Source organism: Mesorhizobium sp. M1409, from assembly GCF_040317535.1.
GTDB lineage: Bacteria > Pseudomonadota > Alphaproteobacteria > Rhizobiales > Rhizobiaceae > Mesorhizobium.
Genome location: NZ_JAMYKV010000021.1, coordinates 19,258 through 36,783, shown reverse-complemented (window position 1 = coordinate 36,783; position 17,526 = coordinate 19,258). Strand labels below are relative to the sequence as shown.

Here is a 17,526-nt window from a genome sequence, read left to right as displayed (position 1 = left end):
CATGGGCGGACGCGCCCTGAAAGACGAAGCATGTACCGTTACGATGAGTTCGACCACGATTTTGTCCAGGCCCGTGTCGCCGAGTTCAGCGACCAGGTCCAGCGTCGCCTTGCCGGCGAGATCACCGAGGACCAGTTCCGGCCGCTCAGGCTGATGAACGGCGTCTATCTTCAGCTGCACGCCTACATGCTGCGCATCGCAGTGCCCTATGGCACGCTGAACGGCAAGCAGTTGCGCATGCTGGGTCACATCGCCCGCAAATACGACAAGGGCTACGGCCATTTCACCACGCGCCAGAACATTCAGTTCAACTGGCCGGCGCTGTCGGATATTCCGGCGATCCTGGCCGATCTGGCAAGCGTAGAGATGCATGCGATCCAGACCAGCGGCAATTGCATCCGCAACGTCACCGCCGATCATTTCGCCGGTGCCGCCGCCGATGAGGTCGCCGATCCGCGACCCTATGCAGAAATCCTGCGCCAGTGGTCGTCGGTGCATCCGGAATTCTCCTTCCTGCCGCGCAAATTCAAGATCGCGGTGACGGGTGCCGAGCGCGACCGCGCTGCTATCCAGACCCACGATATCGGCCTGCACCTGAAGAAGAACGCCGCCGGCGAACTCGGCTTTGCCGTCTATATCGGCGGCGGTCAGGGCCGCACGCCGATGGTGGCCCGCAAGATCCGCGACTTCCTGCCGGAAGCCGACCTTCTGTCCTACTGCACGGCGATCCTGCGCGTTTACAACCTCTATGGCCGCCGCGACAACAAGTACAAGGCCCGCATCAAGATCCTCGTCCACGAGACCGGCGTCGAGGAAATCACCCGCCAGGTCGAGGCCGAATGGCAGGAGTTGAAGGATGCCGAGCTGAAGCTGCCGGAAGCCGATATCCGCGCCATCGAGGCCTATTTCGCACCGCCGGAGCTTGCCGAGCGGCCAGAAGGCGACCAGGCGGTCAAGCTGGCGCGCCTGGATTCCAAGGGGTTCTCGGAGTGGCTCGACCAGAATGTCGTGACGCATCGCCACCCGGACTACGCGGCGGTGACGATCTCGCTCAAGGGCATTGGCGAGGTGCCCGGCGACGCTTCGGACAGCCAGATGGAAGCGGTCGCCGACATCGCCGAGACATATGCTTTCGACGAGCTTCGTGTCAGCCATGAGCAGAACCTGATCCTGCCGCATGTGGCGCGCGCCGATCTCAAGGCGGTCTATGACGCGCTGGTCGGCATCGGCCTGGCGACGGCCAATTCCAACCTGATATCGGACATCATCGCTTGCCCTGGCCTCGACTATTGCGCGCTGGCCACGGCGCGCTCGATCCCGATCGCGCAGGAAATCTCGCGCCGCTTCGCCTCGCTGGAGCGTCAGCGCGAGATCGGCGAACTGAAGCTGAAGATCTCCGGCTGCATCAATGCCTGCGGCCATCACCATGTCGGCCACATCGGCATCCTCGGCGTCGAGAAGAAGGGCTCCGAACTCTATCAGGTGACGCTGGGCGGCTCGGCCGACGAGAACACTTCTGTCGGCGAGATCATCGGCCGCGGCTTCTCGTCGGAAGAGATCACCGATGCCATAGAGCAGATCGTCGAGACCTATCTCGGCCTTCGGCTCGACCCACAAGAGAAATTCATCGACGCCTACCGCCGAGTCGGTCCCGCGCCGTTCAAGGAGGCGCTCTATGCTGGCGAAGCCAAGGCCGCTTGATCGTATTGCCGACGTCGATGACGGCATCGCCGCCAAGGCGGCGGGGCTCGATGCGCTTTACGGTCATCTGAACCCGCTCGAGATCATCGAACGCTCGGCCCGCGAACTGTTCCTCGACGAGATATCCGCAGTGTCGTCGTTCGGCGCGGATTCGGCCGTGCTGCTGCATATGATCTCCAAGATCGACCGAACGCTGCCGGTCATCTTCCTCGACACCGGCAAGCATTTCGAGGAGACGCTCGGCTATCGCGACGCGCTTGCCGCCGATTTCGGGCTGACCAATATAAGGGTGATCAAGCCCGAGGAGGCGGCGCTCGAACGGATCGATCCGACGGGCAATCTGCATCAGAGCAATACCGACGCCTGCTGCGACGTGCGCAAGGTCGAGCCGCTGGCGCGTGGCGTTGCACCTTTCCGCGCCTGGTTCACCGGCCGCAAGCGCTTCCAGGCCTCGACACGGGCAGCACTTCCAGTGTTCGAAGCGGTGGGCCCGCGCATCCGTATCAACCCGCTGGCGCACTGGACGACATCGGATCAGGCGGACTATATGCGCGCGCATGCGCTGCGCGAAAATCCGCTGGTCGCCTATGGCTATCTGTCGATCGGCTGCTTCCCGTGCACGCAGCCGGTGCAGCCGGGCGAGGACGCGCGCAGCGGCCGCTGGGCCGGCCACGCCAAGACCGAGTGCGGCATTCACCTGTCGGGACTGGAGAAGTCGCTGACCGACGCATCACTTTAGGGTATGTTGATATTCAGGTAAGGCCGGCCTGCAAACGGCGGTTTCCTGCGCTTTCGGTGGTCACGTATTTCAAGGACGCTCCGATCCGGTTCTCGGAAGCCACCATTTTCGGCGCGGCCTGATTGAATCTCAACGCACCCTCGGCTTCTTTGAGTTTTTAGGAATTTTTAATGACCGAACCGACGACACCGGAGATCCGGCTCTGGACCCCTGAGGGTTTTCGCGAGGATGAGTGGGCCCATGCCGAAAGCGCCGAGGCGCTTTCCGGAAACGGCCGCTTCATCCTGCCGTTGCAGGCGTTCCTCGATCTCGATCCGGAGGTGCGCCGCTCGGCGAAGGAACGCCTCGGCGTCGTGCTGCAGCCGGGCGATCAACTCGAGAAGATCGCCGACCTGCTCGACCAGCTCTCGCTGGTGGCGCTGGCCTTCCCGGCCTTCAGCGATGGCCGCTCCTTCTCCAAGGGTGAGTTGCTGCGCAGCCGCTACGATTTCGAAGGTACGGTGCGCGCCACCGGGCAGGTTCTGGTCGACCAGTTGCCGCATATGCTGCGGCTTGGCTTCGACGAGTTCGAGATTTCTAACCCCGTGCTGTTGAAGCGGCTGGAGGAGGGACGTACCGGCGGGTTGGGGCTCTATTCCCAGCCGGCCGCCGTATCGGAGCCCAAGGGGCCGAAATATTCCTGGCGGCGCGTTCGCGACAGCTGACGCGGCGGTAATTTCCGACATCTTTACATCGGCTCTGATCGGGCCTTCTCCGGGACTATCCGTACGGATAGAAATTCTGGTCGAACCAATAGTGCCGTTTTCGCTTCCTGCGAACGGTACTGCGGCGATGCTGATCACGATCCACATCGACTGGTCTTACCAATTGTGCGATTTACGCTTTCCCTTTTGCCATCCTGCTCTTAGGATAGGTCCATTATTTCGTGACCCGAAATAAATATAGCCACAAGGGAGGAACCGGGAATGGCTGGCAAGAAGATACTGATGCTCGTTGGCGAGTTCAGCGAGGAATATGAGATTTTCGTCTTTGAGCAGGCCATGCATGCGGTTGGACACACGGTCCATGTCGTCTGTCCAGACAAGAAGGCGGGCGATATATTGAAAACATCGCTACACGACTTCGAAGGTCACCAGACCTATACCGAGAAGCCCGGCCACGATTATATCCTCAACAAGACGTTCTCCGAGGTGGACCCAGCCGGATACGATGCCGTCTATGCGGCGGGCGGGCGTGGCCCGGAATACATCCGCATCGACAAGCGCGTGCAGGCCCTGGTGCGGCATTTCCACGAGGCCGGGAAGCCGATCTTCACCATCTGCCATGGCGTGCAGATCCTGATCGCTGTCGACGGGGTGGTGCGGGGCCGGGAAGTCGCCGCGCTGCATTATTGCGAGCCTGAGGTGACGCTCGCTGGCGGTATCTATATCGATGTCGCGCCGACCGGCGCCCATGTCGACGGCAATCTCGTTTCGGCCAAGGGCTGGCCGGGCCTGTCCAATTTCATCCGCGAATGCTTGAAGGTGCTGGGCACGGAGATCCGCCATGGCGAGATCCTGATGCGCGACGAGCGCCAGGCGGCCTGATCCGGGATTTTTTAAGGCCGCCGAGCCTGTAGCGCGACGGCCTTTCTATTTTCCTGTTTTGACGCAATTCTCTAAAGCGCGTCGCGTTTGAACGGATTCAGGCGACGCGCTTTAGGTCTTTGTTTTTATGCATGTCGTTCTCCCAAAATCGAGGTCACTTTTTGGCGACATGCATTAGGGAAAGCGCTGCGCGCTTTCCTGGGAAAACCGTTTCACACTTTTCCTGGAATTGCTTAGGCGGCCGCCCACGCCTCGCGGAAAGACACCAGTTTCCGGCGATTCTCGTCCCACAGCGCCAGTTTGACGCATCGCAGGCTTTCGAGCAGCGTGACGCGACCGATGGTGCGCAGTTCCGGATAGTCCCGCAGAACTTCCTGCAGCCGGTAGCACGGAACCCTGGCCGAGAGGTGGTGGACGTGATGGACGCCGATATTGCCGGTGAGCCAGTTCAGTACCGGCGGCAGGTCGTAGTAGGAGGAGCCATGCAGGGCGGCGTGCTGGAATTCCCAGTCGGCGTCCTTCGCCCATTCCGTTTCCTCGAACTGATGCTGGACGTAGAACAGCCAGATGCCCGCCGAACCGGCGAGGATGACGATCGGCAGATGGACCACCAGGAACGCGCCAGGGCCGACGAACCAGATGAGGATGGCTGCCGCAATCGCGATGCCAAGATTGGTGGTCATCGACGACACCCAGGGCGTCAGGCCGCCCCGCATCATGCCGACGGGCAGCCTTTGCTCGAAGATAAACAGCCAGATCGGCCCGAGCCCGAACATCACCAGCGGGTGGCGATAGAGACGATAGGCAAGGCGGCCTCGCCATGACATCCGCCGGTATTCGGCAACGGTCAGCGTCCTGATGTCGCCCATGCCGCGTTCGTCAAGATTGCCGGCGCTGGCATGATGCGTCGCGTGAGCGCGCCGCCAGCAGTCGTAGGGTGTCAGCGTCAGGATGCCGAGCCCGCGGCCGATCCAGTCGTCCGCATAGCGATTGGCAAAGAAGGAGCCGTGACCGCAATCGTGCTGGATCATGAAGATGCGCACCAGAAACCCGGCCGCGGGAAGGATCAGGATCAGTCCCCACCAATGGCCATAGGCATAGGACGCCGAGGACAGTCCCCAGAGCACGGCAAACGGAATGAGTGTGATGGCGAGTTCGACGGCGCTGCGCCGCCTGTCAGGCTTCTTGTAGCGCGCCAGAATTTTCAGCCAGGCGCGCTTGCTGTTGGCGACCGCCTCAGGGGAAATCATGTTCATCACGAAGCATAGGCGGGGTGTCCCGCCACCGCAAGCAAAGATCACGCAAAATTACTGCGCGTAATTGTCGCGTGGCCTGTGGGTCGAGCCAACCGCACTTCACCCGTTTGATGGTTTTCCCCCGGAGCGGCGGGCTTTCAAGATCATTCGGGAACCCGAGGGTTGCCGCCAAGATTGGTCGTTCTCTACCGCCGGCGCCAGCCGACGTCACTCTTCTCCGCTCCGTCGAGGCGGTCGAGCAGTTTTCTGAATCGGTCAGGAATGTCGGCTTCCGTGCGGAAGGCGGGTAAGGTGCGCATAAAGCGGGTGACCGCCTCCGCGCCGAGCTGGCGTCTGACCTCGGTGGCCAGCCGTTCTGCCTTTTCGGTCCTTTTGCGGGTCATCATCTCAAAATCCTGTGTCGGCTTCGAAACTTCTCCAGCAAGGGAATGGTTCCCGCATCACGCCTTTGTGGCAAGCAAAGCCGCCGGTTAGGGTAAAATTTGAATTAAAATCGAAATGCCTGCCGTCGTTGTCCGGCGTTGGTCGACAGCCTTCACAATCGCTTACCCCTTGATTTTTGGCCGCCAAACCTCGATATCGGGCTCAAAATCCACATCATTCGAGATTGACGGGAAACGGCGATGAGCGACCAGGCAAAAGACGAACGCGCGCCCGATGAAGTCGAGGCGACCGAGGCCAATGCCGAGCGCACGGAAGGCAGCGTCAACGGCGACTATGAAGCCCTTGTGCGGCTGCTGAAGGAAAATGAAGAATTGAAGGACCGCGCGCTGCGCGTGGCGGCCGAAATGGAGAACCTGCGTCGCCGCACGGCGCGCGACATGCACGACGCGCGTACCTACGCGGTCGCGAATTTCGCTCGCGACATGCTGTCGGTGTCGGACAATCTGCGCCGTGCGCTGGATGCGATTCCGGCCGAGGCCAAGGCGTCGGGTGACGCCGGCTTCAAGGCGTTGATCGAAGGCGTCGACTTGACCGAGCGCGCCATGCTGTCGGCGCTGGAACGGCACGGGGTCAAGAAGCTCGCGCCTGAAGGCGAGAAGTTCGATCCCAATTTCCATCAGGCGATGTTCGAAGTGCCCAATCCAGATGTTCCGGCCAACACGGTGGTCCAGGTCGTGCAGCCGGGCTATTCGATCGGCGATCGGGTGCTGCGACCGGCCATGGTCGGCGTCGCCAAGGGCGGCCCGAAGCTAGCCGCCGCTGAAGCGCCGGTCGAGCCGGGGCCGGTGAACGAACAGGCCGAGAAGGATGCGTGAGGTAGGGAATAGGGAATAGGCAGTAGGCAGTAGGCAATAGGGAAACTGGGGCAGTCGTATCAATCGAGCGGCTTCGTGCTATTCATACTGCCTAATTCCTAATTCCTACTGCCTCACGCCCATGAACCTCATCGCGCTTCTCGACTATGCCGGTGTCGCCGTCTTCGCCGCGACCGGGGCGCTTGCGGCTTCGCGCAAGCAACTCGACATTATCGGTTTCCTGTTCCTGGCCAGCGTCACCGGAATAGGCGGCGGCACGCTTCGCGACGTCATCCTCAACCTGCCAGTTTTCTGGGTCGCCAACTCCAGCTATGTGCTGATCTGCGCCGTGGTTGCGGTGCTGGTCTTCTTCAGCGCGCATCGTGTCGAATCGCGCTGGAAATGGCTGCTCTGGCTTGACGCCATCGGGCTCGCCGCCTTTTCGGTGATGGGCGCCGCCAAGGGACTGGCGATTACCGGTTCGCCTGTCGTCTCCGTCATCACCGGCGTGCTCACCGCCACTTTCGGCGGCATTCTGCGCGATCTCCTGGCCGGCGAGCCATCGGTTCTGCTCAGGCCCGAAATCTACGTCACGGCAGCCCTTGCGGGTGCCGGCCTCTATACACTTGGCGATCTTGCCGGACTGCCGCCGCTCGCCTCGGACCTCGCCGGTTTTGCGGCGGCGTTCCTTGTGCGTGGCGGCGCACTCAAATTCGGCTGGTCGTTTCCGTCCTACAAAAGCCGACCCGGCCGGCGGCCGGAAGATATTCCGTGAGAGAAGTGAATGGTGAATGGTGAATAGTGAATGGCAATTAGAACGGGGTGTAACTCCCACCATTCACCATTCACCATTCACCATTCACCACTTTACGCAGCGAAGCGTTGAGCTTCCCCGCCATAATAATTGACGTAGCGGGCGCCGATTTCCTTGACCGGCATGACGACGAAGACGTCGACCGTCGAGAATTCGCGGTCGATGACGCAGCCATCGCCGATGCGCGCGCCAACGCGCAGATAACCCTTGACCAAGGGCGGCATCGCCGCGATCGCCGCCTTGGTGTTGACCGCCTCGATCGGCATCAGGTCCATCGAGCAGTAACGCCCGGACACCGCGCGCACATCCCAGGCCGAATTCGTCCGGCAGTGGTGGGCGAGGTAGGTGAGTGCCTCGGCATGCGCCGCCGGCACCGTGCCGTGGAAGGAAGCGCAACCGGTCATCACACCGATTTCGTAGTGGTTGATGTAAGCCCAGATGCCTTGCCACAGCGCCTCGATGGTGCGCTTCGAGCGGTATTCCGGCAAAACGCAGGAGCGGCCCAGTTCGAGAAAGCGCTGGCCGGGGTGACGGGCGATGAGCTTGGTCAGCTCGAATTCACCTTCGGAATAGAACCCTCCGGCCGTGGCCGCGATTTCTTGCCGCAGCAACCGATAGGTGCCGACGATGCGGCGATGTTCGGGGCCGGAAAGCGTCGTGTCCAAAACCAGCAGATGGTCGCAGAGCGGGTCGAAGCGGTCGGCATCACGGCGGTCGTGGGCCTGGAACAGATCCTTCCTGGCGCCAAGTTCGTCGTAGAACACCCGGTAGCGCACTTCCTGCGCGGCCGCGATCTCGGCCTCGTTGCGAGCGAGCCGCACTTCAAGATTGCCTATACGGCCCAGTGCCGCGCCCTTTATGACGGAATCGACTTTACATCCGGCAAGCAAGGCGCTGCTGGCGTTCGGCCGAGTGTCACATTCCGGCATAACTGTATGCACGAGTGATTCTCCTTCGAGCCATCCCTCTTGGCACGGGGATACGGTGTAGGTGCAACAGGATTGTGACAGTACCGTGATACGACGTCGTGGGCAATACTTCGTCGGCTGGCGAATAGGATCAACCGGCTCCTTTACGTGAGCGCGCGGCCTGAAATGGGCGGGTGGAAAACTCAGGCCGCGACGACCTGTCCCTCGACGGCATTGACCAGCGCCTCGGGGTCGAGCGGCTTGGTGACAAAGCCGCTGGCGCCATGAGCCAACACCGCATGGCGGGTCTTTTCCTGGCTGTCGGCCGACAGCACCATGATCGGCACCGGCGGCACGGCGGTTTCTTCCTCATGGCGGCGGATGGCGGCAATCGCGTCCAGTCCGTCCATGACCGGCATGTGCAAATCCATCAAAATCACGTCGAAGCGGTGGTTGTGCCCGGCGCCGGTGACAGCCTCGACGGCGGCCTTGCCGTTGCCGACCACCTTGACGCGATGCCCGGCCTTCAGCAGCGTGGCGCGGGCCAGCATGGCATTGATGTCATTGTCCTCGGCGATCAGCACCGACAGGCCGCGCTGGCGGTTGCCGACGGCGCGAAGCGCCGGCGCGCCACGCTTTTCCGGCTGCGGCTGGACGAGGCTGGGAGCATGGCTGCTCAACAGCACACGCAGAAGCGTTCCGCCACGTACCGGCCTGGCCAGGAAGGTTGCGTAGCCGCCGGCGCGGAACTCGCCAAGCATGCCGCGATCGGTCGGCGCGATCAGCGTGATGGCCTCGCAGTCGGAAAAACCGCTCTGGCGCAGGCGCTTGAGCAACCTGCCGTCGCTTTCTTCCATGGCCGCATCGATCAGAAGCGCATCACAGCCAGCGGCGAAGGGCGCGGCCTGCGCGGCGGTGGTGGCGATGTCGACCGTGCCGCCATTGGCGCGGATGGTGCGGGCGATGGCGTCGGCCTCGACGGCGTTTTTCGACAGGATCACCGCGCGTCTGCCAGAGAGTGCGTTCTGCCGGCCCTGCGGCGCTTCTGTGGCCGCTATCGCCGGGATCTCGAAGACGAACTCGGATCCCTGGCCGAGCCGGCTGGATACCGAGATCGTGCCGCCCATGGCGGCCACCAGGCGTTTGGAGATGGCAAGGCCGAGGCCGGCCCCGCCATGCGTACGCGTCGACGTGCCGTCGGCTTGCTCGAACTCCTCGAAAATACGGTCCAGGTCCTCATCATGCAGGCCCGAACCGGTATCGGCGATGGTGAAGCATATGCGGTCGGTGGTTTCGGTGCGCGCTCGCGCAATGCTCACCAGCACGCCGCCGCTGTCGGTGAACTTGATGGCGTTGCCGATAAGGTTGAGCAGCACCTGCCTGACCTTGCCCGGATCGGCGGTGATCAATTGCGGCACGTCGGGTTCGACATGGCAGCCCAGCCCGATATCCTTGGCGAAGGCGCGCGCGGCCAGCAATTCGACGATGTTGTCGGCGATCTCGCGCACCGACATCGGCTGCGGCTCCGGGTCGAAGCGCCCGGCTTCGATCTTGGAGTAGTCGAGCAGATCCTCGATCAGGGCAAGCAATGCGCTGGCCGAGGTTGAGACGGCGCCGACATAGGTCTGCTGTTCCGGCGACAGGCTGGTGTCGGCCAGTAGCCTGGCCATGCCCATGATGCCGTTCATCGGCGTGCGAATTTCATGGCTGACGGTGGCGAGGAAACGCGATTTGGCCTGGCTGGCGTACTCGGCTCGTTCGCGTGCGGTGATCAGCGAGGATTCGGCGCGTTTGCGGGCGGTGATGTCGCGGGCGATGGCGCGATGCGAAACGGCGCCGCTGTCCTTGTCACGCACCGACAGTTCGATCCACGAGAACCAACGCGGGCCGCTAGGCGTATTGATGGCGACATCGGTGGAACTCAGGCATTCATGGTCGGAAAAGGCGGCATCGGGAACGATGCCGACCTCGATGCCAAGTTCCGCCAGGGTCTTGCCGGCAAGGTCGCGCTGATCGGTTTCGACGAGATCGGCGAAAACCTTGTTGGCATAGACGATGTAGCCGTCGCGGTTGCGGTGAATGACGAGGTCGCCGAGCGCATCGATCAGGCCGCGAAAGCGCTCATCGCTCTCCTGCATTTCCCACATGCGATCGGCTAGCGTCTCGATCTCGGCGCGGCTGCGGGCAGTGGTTTCGTCAAGAAGGGCCGCGGTGCGGTGCTCGCTCCGCATGGCGCGCAGATGCATGGCAAGGCCGGCAAGGCCGGTTGCCAGCAATGCGATGCTGATGAAGACCGGTGCCCCGGTCAGGTGCGCCAGGCCTGCCAGCACGATGATGGCGACGAAGGCCAGGAACGGAAGCCCTTCGCGCCTGGCGGGCTCGGGCTCGGGCACCAATGGCGGCGCGGCGACAAAGCGCCGCGACGACGTTGCGTCCACGTCGTCGCCAGTGTCCGCCCTTTGGCTGCCGGATTCCGCGATCATGCGAAATCCTTGCCAGACAGAGATTATGGAAAATTGCGGCGGATCGTTCGAATTTTAGCGGATGGGCGCTTTTGCCGTGGCCGCAACGGATTTGCCATCGTGCGCGGCAATTCCGCCCGCCTTCTCCGGCAGTCGAGCGGGTTCACATGTCCACGACGACGCGGCCGCGTATCTTGCCGTCGACGATGTCGCGCGCGGCATCGATGATGCCGTCGAATCCGATGGTCCTGGACAGGCTGGCGAGCTTCTTCAGATCGAGGTCGGTGCCGATACGCCGCCATGCTTCGAGGCGGACCGCCTTCGGCGCCATCACCGAATCGATGCCGAGCAGCGACACACCACGCAGGATGAAGGGAGCGACGCTGGCCGGCAGGTCCATGCCGCCGGCCAGGCCGCAGGCGGCGACCGCGCCGCCATAGGATGTCATCGACAGCACATTGGCCAGCGTGTGGCTGCCGACGGCGTCGACGCCACCGGCCCAGCGCTCCTTGGCCAGCGGCTTGGCCGGCTGGGCAAGCTCGTCGCGCGATATCACTTCGGCGGCGCCAAGGTTGATCAAATAGGGGCTTTCGGCGTTGCGACCGGTGGAAGCAATGACATGGTAGCCGAGGCTGGACAGGATCGAGACCGCGACCGAGCCGACGCCGCCGGCCGCCCCCGTCACCACCACCGGGCCGCGATCGGGCAGGATGCCGTGCCGCTCCAGCGCCATGACGCAGAGCATGGCGGTGTAGCCGGCGGTGCCGACGGCCATCGCGTCATGCGGGCTGATGCCTTGCGGCAGAGGCACCAGCCAGTCGCCCTTGACACGGGCGCGGCCGGCATAGGCACCGAAATGGGTTTCGCCGACGCCCCAGCCGTTCAGGATGACCTTGTCTCCGGCGCGCCAGTCGGAATGGGAGGACGAGATGACGGTGCCGGCGAAATCGATGCCCGGCACCAGCGGCCAGCGGCGGATCACCGGCGCCTTGCCTGTGATCGCCAGGCCATCCTTGTAGTTCACCGTCGTTGCCTCGACCGCGATGGTGACATCGCCTTCCATCAGGTCGGCTTCGGTGAGATCGGTCACGGCTACCGCCTGCTTTTTCTCGGCGTCGCGCGAAACGAGGATGGCTTTGAAGGTTTCTGGCATCTCTTTCTCCTCTTTCTCCGCGATCTGTTTGGCGACATGAACTGTGCGGCGCCGGCCGCACGGGGTCAATCTTTGGAAGGCTTGGCGTTTGAAGACCTGGGCTCGCGCCGCCAGCCGAACAGTTCGTCCAAGACGACCAATGCCGCGCCCACAGAGATGAAGGCGTCGGCAAGATTGAAGACGGCGAAGGACCAGACCGGCGTGTGGAAGAGGATGTAGTCGATGACATGGCCGTAGACGGCGCGGTCGATCAGATTGCCGAGCGCGCCGCCGACGATCAGCGCAAAGCCGGCGCGGGCAAGGATCTGGGACGGCGCTATCCGCGTCGCCAGGAACAGCACGAACGCAACGACCGCAAGCGAAATGACGATCAGCCCGGTGTCGCCGAAGGACGAGAACATCGAGAAGGCGATGCCGGTGTTGTAGGTGCGAAACAGCGCCAGGAAGGGCACCAGATCAAGCTTCTCCTGAAAGGCGAGACCGGTCTCGACCAAGTGTTTTATCCACTGGTCGAGCGCTATGGCCGCGACGACGAGCAACGCGTAGGGAGACCATGATCTCACGGGTGGGCAACCTTCATTGCTGGTCCACGATTGGTTCGAGCTTCAGCACGCCGCGCCGGATCTCGAACAGCATGATGCCGGTCGCAACGGCCAGGTTGAGCGAATCGGCGCGGCCCGCTTGCGGAATCCTGAGCAGCCTGTCGCAACTCGCGGCCAGGCTTTCGGGCAGCCCCTGCTGCTCGTTGCCCATCATCAGCAGCACGGGCCCGCGGGAAAAATCGACCGAGCGGTAGTCGACGGCGCCTTTCAGGTGGGTGCCGGCGACGAGGCCTGAGAAGCCACCTCGCCAAGCGAGGAAAGCTTCGGTGGTTGCCTTGGCCACCGGCACGGCAAAGATCGAACCCATGGTGGCGCGCACCGTCTCCACGGAAAAAGGATCTGTGGTGTCGCCGACCAGGATGACGCCCTTGGCTCCGACGGCATCGACGGTACGGATGACGGTGCCGAGATTGCCGGGATCGCGCACCCGGTCGAGCGCCACCCAGACATCGCCATCGTCGGCGCGGACATCCTTCAGGGCCAGGAATTTTTGCGAAAAGACGCCGACCACCATTTGCGGATTGTCGCGGCGGGTGATGGCGACGAGCACCTTTTCCGACACTTCGAGCACCATGCCGCCGGCGGCAACCGTGCGTGCGGCGACCTTCTCCACCGCCGCGTTGCCACGCCCGGCCTTGGCGAAAACCAATGTCCTGATCTGCCAGCCGAGATCGAGCGCATCGATGACCAGCTTCAGTCCCTCGGCCATGAAGGCGTTCTGCTGGTCGCGGAATTTCTTCTGGGCGAGCGCCTTGATGTCCTTGACCAGCGGATTGGCGAGGCTGGTGACTTCCTTCACCTGCCCAGGTGCGCCTGCGTGCCGCTCGTTCATTCAGGCCACCCAACGCGAAAACAGCGAGGTCGAAAGCGCCCGGCTGGCGGACTTTTCGCGGATGATCAGCTCACCCGATTCGACCTTGCCGCCCATGCCGGCAAAGGTGTCGCGCATCAAGGCATGGATGGCGAAGAAGGAGGCGCGGATCGAATAGGCGGTCAGCACCACGGCGAGCGGTTTCGGCGTCAGGATGGCGCGGCAAAGGTCGGTCAGATCAGGCAGGTCCTCGAACAATTGCCAGACTTCGCCCTTGGGGCCACGGCCATAGGCCGGCGGGTCGAACAGGATGATGTCGTAGCGGCTGCCGCGGCGCTCCTCGCGCTCGGCGAACTTCACCGCATCGTCGACGATCCAGCGGATCGGCTTGCTGCCAAGGCCGGCCATCTCCTGGTTCTCGCGGGCCCAGCCGATCGCCTTCTTCGAGGCATCGACATGGGTGACCTCGGCGCCGGCGCGGGCCGCGACCAGCGAGGCGAGGCCGGTATAGCCAAACAGGTTCAGCACCTTGACCGGTCGCTTCGCCGCGGCGATCAGAACGGCCATGTGATCCCAGTGGGAGGCCTGCTCGGGAAAGACGCCGACATGGCGAAACGAGGTGAAACGGCCGAGATAGTCGATGCCGTCATGCTTCATCGGCCAGGTCTCGCCGAGCGGCACCTTAGGGAAACGCCAGCGGCCGATGCCTTCCTCGTCGGTGTCACCGGTAAAGACGGCGTCGGCGCGCTCCCAGTCTTTTGCCGGCAAGGCCTTTTGCCAGATTGCCTGGCCTTCGGGCCGCACGATCCGGTAGGGGCCGTATTGTTCGAGTTTCTGGCCGGCGCCGCTGTCGAGCAGCGCATAATCGGCATTCGGCGCCACTTCGAGGATCACGGGAAGATGCTCGATGGGCAGGTCGCCGTCGCGGCGGGCAAGGACGCGTGGCGCGGATTTCGGCTCGGAACGGCTGTCCGGCTTCGCCTCCTGCCGCTCGCGCGGCTGCGCTTCCGGTCTGGCAGGAACCTGGCCGGTACGCGGACGTGACACGTCCGCCGCACCCTTCGTGGACGGATGCGGACGGTTGTCGCGGCGTTTGTCGCGAAAAGACTTCAAGCGGGGGCAACTCCGAGCGGCGTGGCCGCTTTTGACATAGGGCAACCGGCTTCGCAACCAAGTCCGACTCGCCGGCCTTGCCGGTTTATGTCGGCCGGCGATGGACCAATGTCAAAGAAACGGGCAAATCTGCTGGATGTCCCGCTCCGAACGCCTGCTCGACCTGATCCAGACGCTGCGTCGGCACCGCCGGCCGGTGAGCGGGCAGGCTCTGGCCGATGAGCTCGGGATTTCGATCCGCACGCTCTACCGCGACATCGCGACGCTGCAGGGCCAGGGCGCGCCGATCGAGGGTGAGGCGGGGTTGGGCTATGTGCTCAAGCCCGGCTTCATGCTGCCGCCGCTGATGTTCAGCGACGAGGAGATCGAGGCCATCGTGCTTGGCTCGCGCTGGGTCGCCAAGCAGCCGGACCAGCGTCTCTCGGCCGCCGCCGCCAACGCGCTGGCCAAGATCGCCGCCGTGCTGCCGGACGATCTGCGCGAGGATCTCGACGCGAGCACGCTGCTGGTCGGGCCGCCCGCCGCGGCCATCGAGGGCATCGATCTCGGTTTGGTGCGGCAGGCCATCCGCAACGAGCGCAAGCTCGGCTTTCTCTACCGTGACGCGGGCGGCGCCGCGTCCGAGCGCGTGGTCTGGCCGTTCGCGCTCGGCTTCTTCGACAAGGTGCGGGTGGTGGTGGCGTGGTGCGAGATGCGCCAGGATTTCCGGCATTTTCGCGCCGATCGCATCGCCGAGCTCAAGGCCACCGATGCGCGCTATCCGCGCCGACGCCAGGCGCTGCTGAAGGAATGGCGGGCGACGTTCGACAAGCCGCGCGGTTCGTGACGGCTACTGCCAGAATCTGACAGTAGCCTATCCTATGTTCGCCAGGTCGAAACGCTGAACCTTGGAGAGCAAGACATGGCCACCCCGAATTTCGTTATCCTCTATGTCGACCAGCCGCGGCGGAGCGGCGCCTTCTACAGTGCGCTGTTCGGTCGCGAACCGGTCGAAAGCTCACCGACCTTCGTGCTGTTCGTTCTGGATGCTGGTTTCAAGCTCGGCCTCTGGTCGCGCCACACGGTCGAGCCGGCAGCCGCCGCGGCAGGTGGCGGCGCCGAAATCGTCTTTGCGCTGGATACGCCCGATGCGGTCGATGCCGCCCATGCCGACTGGTCCGGGCGCGGGATGACAATCCTGCAGACGCCGACCGACATGGATTTCGGCCGCACCTTCGTCGCGCTCGATCCCGATAATCATCGCCTGCGCGTCTACTGGCTGTCCGATGGGGAACAGGCCAATGGGGAACAGAAATGAGTGCGTACTGGATCGCGGTAGCCTCGGCCGAACATGTCCGGCGCGGCCGGCAGAGCGGCTTCATGCAGGTCAACCACGGCAAGGCAGCACCGCTGCGCCGCGTCAGGCCCGGCGATGGCATCATCTATTATTCGCCGACCACCATTTTGGGCGAGAAAGATGGCCTGCAGGCCTTCACGGCCATCGGCACGGTGCGGGCAGGCGAACCCTATCAGGGTGATATGGGCGGCGGCTTCACGCCATTCCGTCGCGATGTCGAATGGGCGAAGGCCGAGGAAATCCCGATCAAGCCGTTGCTCGACAGGCTGGATTTCACGGCCGGCAAGCCGAACTGGGGCTATCAGCTTCGCTTTGGCCTCTTCGAAATCGGGGATCACGATTTTCGTGTCATCGCCGAGGCAATGGGCGCCAAAATGCCTATACCGGTGAACTAGGTCTTGAGCGCGTTATAGACCGCAATGCCGGCGGCAAGATCCTCGAGCGCGGCGCCGACCGACTTGAACAGCGTGATCTCACCGGCGCTTTCGCGGCCCTTCTTTTGGCCACGCGCCAATTCGTGCAGATCGGCGACGATGGCTTCCGGCTTCAGGACGCCGGAGGCCAGCGGCTGGACGATGTCGCCGGCTTCCTTGGTGGCGCCGGCGCGGGTGTCGACATAGACGCGGGCGATCGCGATCGCGTCGTCATCGCTTTCGCGCATCGTGGGCGTAAAGCCGCCGACCAGGTCGACATGGGTTCCCGGCCGCAACAAGGCGCCCTTGATCAATGGTGTCGTCGTGATCGTCGCCGAGGAGACGATGTCGGCCTGCCCAAGCTCGGCATCGAGGTCGGTCGCGGCGCTGGCCGCGAAGCCTTCGGCACGCAGATCGGCCGCGACCTTCTCGGCATTGGCCGGGGTGCGGTTCCAGATGCGGATGGACTTGATCGGCCGTACGGCTGAGTGCGCCTTGGCGAGGAACGGCGACAGCGCGCCGGCGCCGACCACCAGCAGCCGCGAGGCATCGTCGCGGGCGAGATAGGAAGCTGCCAGCGCCGAAGCGCAGGCGGTGCGCCACTGGGTCAGGCGCTGGCCGTCGATCAAGGCTTCGGGTTCACCGGTGGCGCCATTGAGCAGGAGGTAGAGCCCCATCACCGCGGGCTTGCCGATGGCGTTGTTGTCGGGCGAGACAGTGACGATCTTGACGCCGACGTGACCACCGGCCGATGTGCCTGCCGCGTTGAGATCGGTCCAGGCCGGCATCAAGAGCAGGGTGGAGGCCGCGCCATCGGGCCGCTCGATCGTATGATGGTGCCTGACCGGCTGCACCGCGCCGTCGCGAAACGCCGTGCGCAGCGTCTCGACCAGTCCGGGAAAGGTCAGCGCATGGTCGACCTCTGGGGCCGAAATGGTCAGCATGAAAAACTCCGTGGGGACAAAACTGCCGACGGGCGGTTCAAGCGGTCGGCTTCGGCAATGCAGACCCCTGGGCAGACCCTTGGGCCGATCCTTGGACCGGGCCTTGCGGTGCTGGGGGCGCGCGGCTGACCGCCTGGCGCAGGTTCTCGGCCTCGACGCCGCGCTGGCGCGCCAGCTTGCGGTAGCGGCCCTGCTTGACCCAGGTTGCCAGGCTGCCGACGATCATGCCGATGGCGAGCGCCAGGAACAGGAAGATGAACAGCGGCAAAGTCAGCGTCAGCTTAGGATTGCCGGGGTTGAACGGATCCAGCGTGAAGGCGACCAATTCGCGGTTGGCAACGGCGAGTGCGATCAGGATAATCGCCAAGGGCACGAAGATCACGATGAGCATGAAGCGATTGAACATGATGTTTTCCGTCGGAAGCTGGCCTCTCCGAGAGGCCGTCTGGC

At 63.5% G+C, this 17,526-nt stretch carries 19 protein-coding genes; 9 read left to right on the top strand and 10 right to left on the bottom strand.

All coding sequences use genetic code 11. The features are described 5' to 3' along the window. The first annotated feature begins 30 nt into the window (after positions 1 to 30). From NKG99_RS17775 to NKG99_RS17760, 4 genes are all read left to right on the top strand, one after another. Positions 31 to 1,701, top strand: a complete 1,671-nt coding sequence (locus NKG99_RS17775; RefSeq protein WP_352869950.1) for a nitrite/sulfite reductase — start codon at positions 31 to 33, stop codon at positions 1,699 to 1,701. Next, on the top strand, positions 1,676 to 2,440 hold the full coding sequence (locus NKG99_RS17770; RefSeq protein WP_352869948.1) for a phosphoadenylyl-sulfate reductase: 765 nt from the start codon (positions 1,676 to 1,678) through the stop codon (positions 2,438 to 2,440). The genes NKG99_RS17775 and NKG99_RS17770 overlap by 26 nt, the downstream gene beginning before the upstream one ends. 170 nt (positions 2,441 to 2,610) lie before the next feature. Next, positions 2,611 to 3,144: a DUF934 domain-containing protein gene (locus NKG99_RS17765; RefSeq protein ID WP_352869947.1), complete on the top strand. Its 534-nt coding sequence runs from the start codon at positions 2,611 to 2,613 to the stop codon at positions 3,142 to 3,144. 261 nt (positions 3,145 to 3,405) lie between these two features. Continuing rightward, positions 3,406 to 4,026, top strand: coding sequence for a DJ-1/PfpI family protein (locus NKG99_RS17760; RefSeq protein ID WP_352869945.1), 621 nt, complete (start codon positions 3,406 to 3,408; stop codon positions 4,024 to 4,026). A gap of 233 nt (positions 4,027 to 4,259) precedes the next feature. On the opposite strand, the gene NKG99_RS17755 is transcribed toward NKG99_RS17760, so the two are convergent. Together NKG99_RS17755 and NKG99_RS17750 are read right to left on the bottom strand one after the other, a co-directional pair. Continuing rightward, on the bottom strand, positions 4,260 to 5,282 hold the full coding sequence (locus NKG99_RS17755; protein WP_352869944.1) for a fatty acid desaturase: 1,023 nt from the start codon (positions 5,280 to 5,282) through the stop codon (positions 4,260 to 4,262). A 185-nt stretch (positions 5,283 to 5,467) separates the two neighbouring features. Next, complete coding sequence (locus NKG99_RS17750; RefSeq protein ID WP_352869942.1) at positions 5,468 to 5,668, bottom strand: hypothetical protein; 201 nt, start codon at positions 5,666 to 5,668, stop codon at positions 5,468 to 5,470. Positions 5,669 to 5,905: 237 nt separating this feature from the next. On the opposite strand from NKG99_RS17750, the gene grpE reads away from it, so the two are divergent. Both grpE and NKG99_RS17740 read left to right on the top strand, forming a co-directional pair. Continuing rightward, positions 5,906 to 6,541 carry a nucleotide exchange factor GrpE gene (gene grpE, locus NKG99_RS17745; RefSeq protein WP_352869940.1) on the top strand — a complete coding sequence of 212 codons (636 nt, stop codon included), beginning with the start codon at positions 5,906 to 5,908 and terminating at the stop codon, positions 6,539 to 6,541. 121 nt (positions 6,542 to 6,662) lie between these two features. Continuing rightward, positions 6,663 to 7,295, top strand: coding sequence for a trimeric intracellular cation channel family protein (locus NKG99_RS17740; RefSeq protein ID WP_352869938.1), 633 nt, complete (start codon positions 6,663 to 6,665; stop codon positions 7,293 to 7,295). Positions 7,296 to 7,387: 92 nt separating this feature from the next. Here NKG99_RS17740 and olsB read toward each other — a convergent pair whose 3' ends face one another. The 6 genes from olsB to NKG99_RS17710 all read right to left on the bottom strand — a co-directional run bounded on the left by olsB (position 7,388) and on the right by NKG99_RS17710 (position 14,383). After that, positions 7,388 to 8,263 (bottom strand): l-ornithine N(alpha)-acyltransferase, encoded by an 876-nt coding sequence (olsB, locus tag NKG99_RS17735; protein ID WP_352870044.1) that lies wholly within the window; start codon positions 8,261 to 8,263, stop codon positions 7,388 to 7,390. Positions 8,264 to 8,445: 182 nt separating this feature from the next. Continuing rightward, entirely contained in the window at positions 8,446 to 10,725 is a 2,280-nt protein-coding gene (locus NKG99_RS17730) for a response regulator (protein ID WP_352869936.1), read from the bottom strand. 142 nt (positions 10,726 to 10,867) lie between these two features. Then, positions 10,868 to 11,857 carry an acrylyl-CoA reductase (NADPH) gene (acuI, locus tag NKG99_RS17725; protein WP_352869934.1) on the bottom strand — a complete coding sequence of 330 codons (990 nt, stop codon included), beginning with the start codon at positions 11,855 to 11,857 and terminating at the stop codon, positions 10,868 to 10,870. Between the two features lie 65 nt (positions 11,858 to 11,922). Next, positions 11,923 to 12,420 carry a signal peptidase II gene (gene lspA / locus NKG99_RS17720; RefSeq protein ID WP_352869932.1) on the bottom strand — a complete coding sequence of 166 codons (498 nt, stop codon included), beginning with the start codon at positions 12,418 to 12,420 and terminating at the stop codon, positions 11,923 to 11,925. Between the two features lie 13 nt (positions 12,421 to 12,433). After that, a complete protein-coding gene (locus tag NKG99_RS17715; RefSeq protein ID WP_352869930.1) occupies positions 12,434 to 13,291 on the bottom strand; it encodes a TrmH family RNA methyltransferase in 858 nt (285 codons plus the stop codon). Then, complete coding sequence (locus NKG99_RS17710) at positions 13,292 to 14,383, bottom strand: RsmD family RNA methyltransferase (protein ID WP_352869928.1); 1,092 nt, start codon at positions 14,381 to 14,383, stop codon at positions 13,292 to 13,294. Positions 14,384 to 14,519: 136 nt separating this feature from the next. Here NKG99_RS17710 and NKG99_RS17705 point away from each other — a divergent pair, with 136 nt between their 5' ends. The 3 genes from NKG99_RS17705 (at position 14,520) to NKG99_RS17695 (ending at position 16,114) form a co-directional block, all read left to right on the top strand. Beyond that, on the top strand, positions 14,520 to 15,209 hold the full coding sequence (locus NKG99_RS17705) for a helix-turn-helix transcriptional regulator (RefSeq protein ID WP_352869926.1): 690 nt from the start codon (positions 14,520 to 14,522) through the stop codon (positions 15,207 to 15,209). 75 nt (positions 15,210 to 15,284) lie between these two features. After that, positions 15,285 to 15,680, top strand: a complete 396-nt coding sequence (locus tag NKG99_RS17700; protein WP_352869924.1) for a VOC family protein — start codon at positions 15,285 to 15,287, stop codon at positions 15,678 to 15,680. Continuing rightward, the gene (locus NKG99_RS17695) at positions 15,677 to 16,114 is read left to right on the top strand and encodes an EVE domain-containing protein (RefSeq protein ID WP_352869922.1); all 438 of its coding nucleotides are present in this window, start codon (positions 15,677 to 15,679) and stop codon (positions 16,112 to 16,114) included. The genes NKG99_RS17700 and NKG99_RS17695 overlap by 4 nt, the downstream gene beginning before the upstream one ends. Here the strand turns inward: NKG99_RS17695 and lhpI are convergent. Together lhpI and NKG99_RS17685 are read right to left on the bottom strand one after the other, a co-directional pair. Further along, positions 16,111 to 17,076, bottom strand: coding sequence for a bifunctional Delta(1)-pyrroline-2-carboxylate/Delta(1)-piperideine-2-carboxylate reductase (gene lhpI, locus NKG99_RS17690; RefSeq protein ID WP_352869920.1), 966 nt, complete (start codon positions 17,074 to 17,076; stop codon positions 16,111 to 16,113). The two genes, NKG99_RS17695 and lhpI, sit on opposite strands and share 4 nt — an antisense overlap. Before the next feature lie 37 nt (positions 17,077 to 17,113). Then, complete coding sequence (locus NKG99_RS17685; RefSeq protein ID WP_352869918.1) at positions 17,114 to 17,482, bottom strand: DUF1049 domain-containing protein; 369 nt, start codon at positions 17,480 to 17,482, stop codon at positions 17,114 to 17,116. Between the last annotated feature and the right edge of the window lie 44 nt (positions 17,483 to 17,526).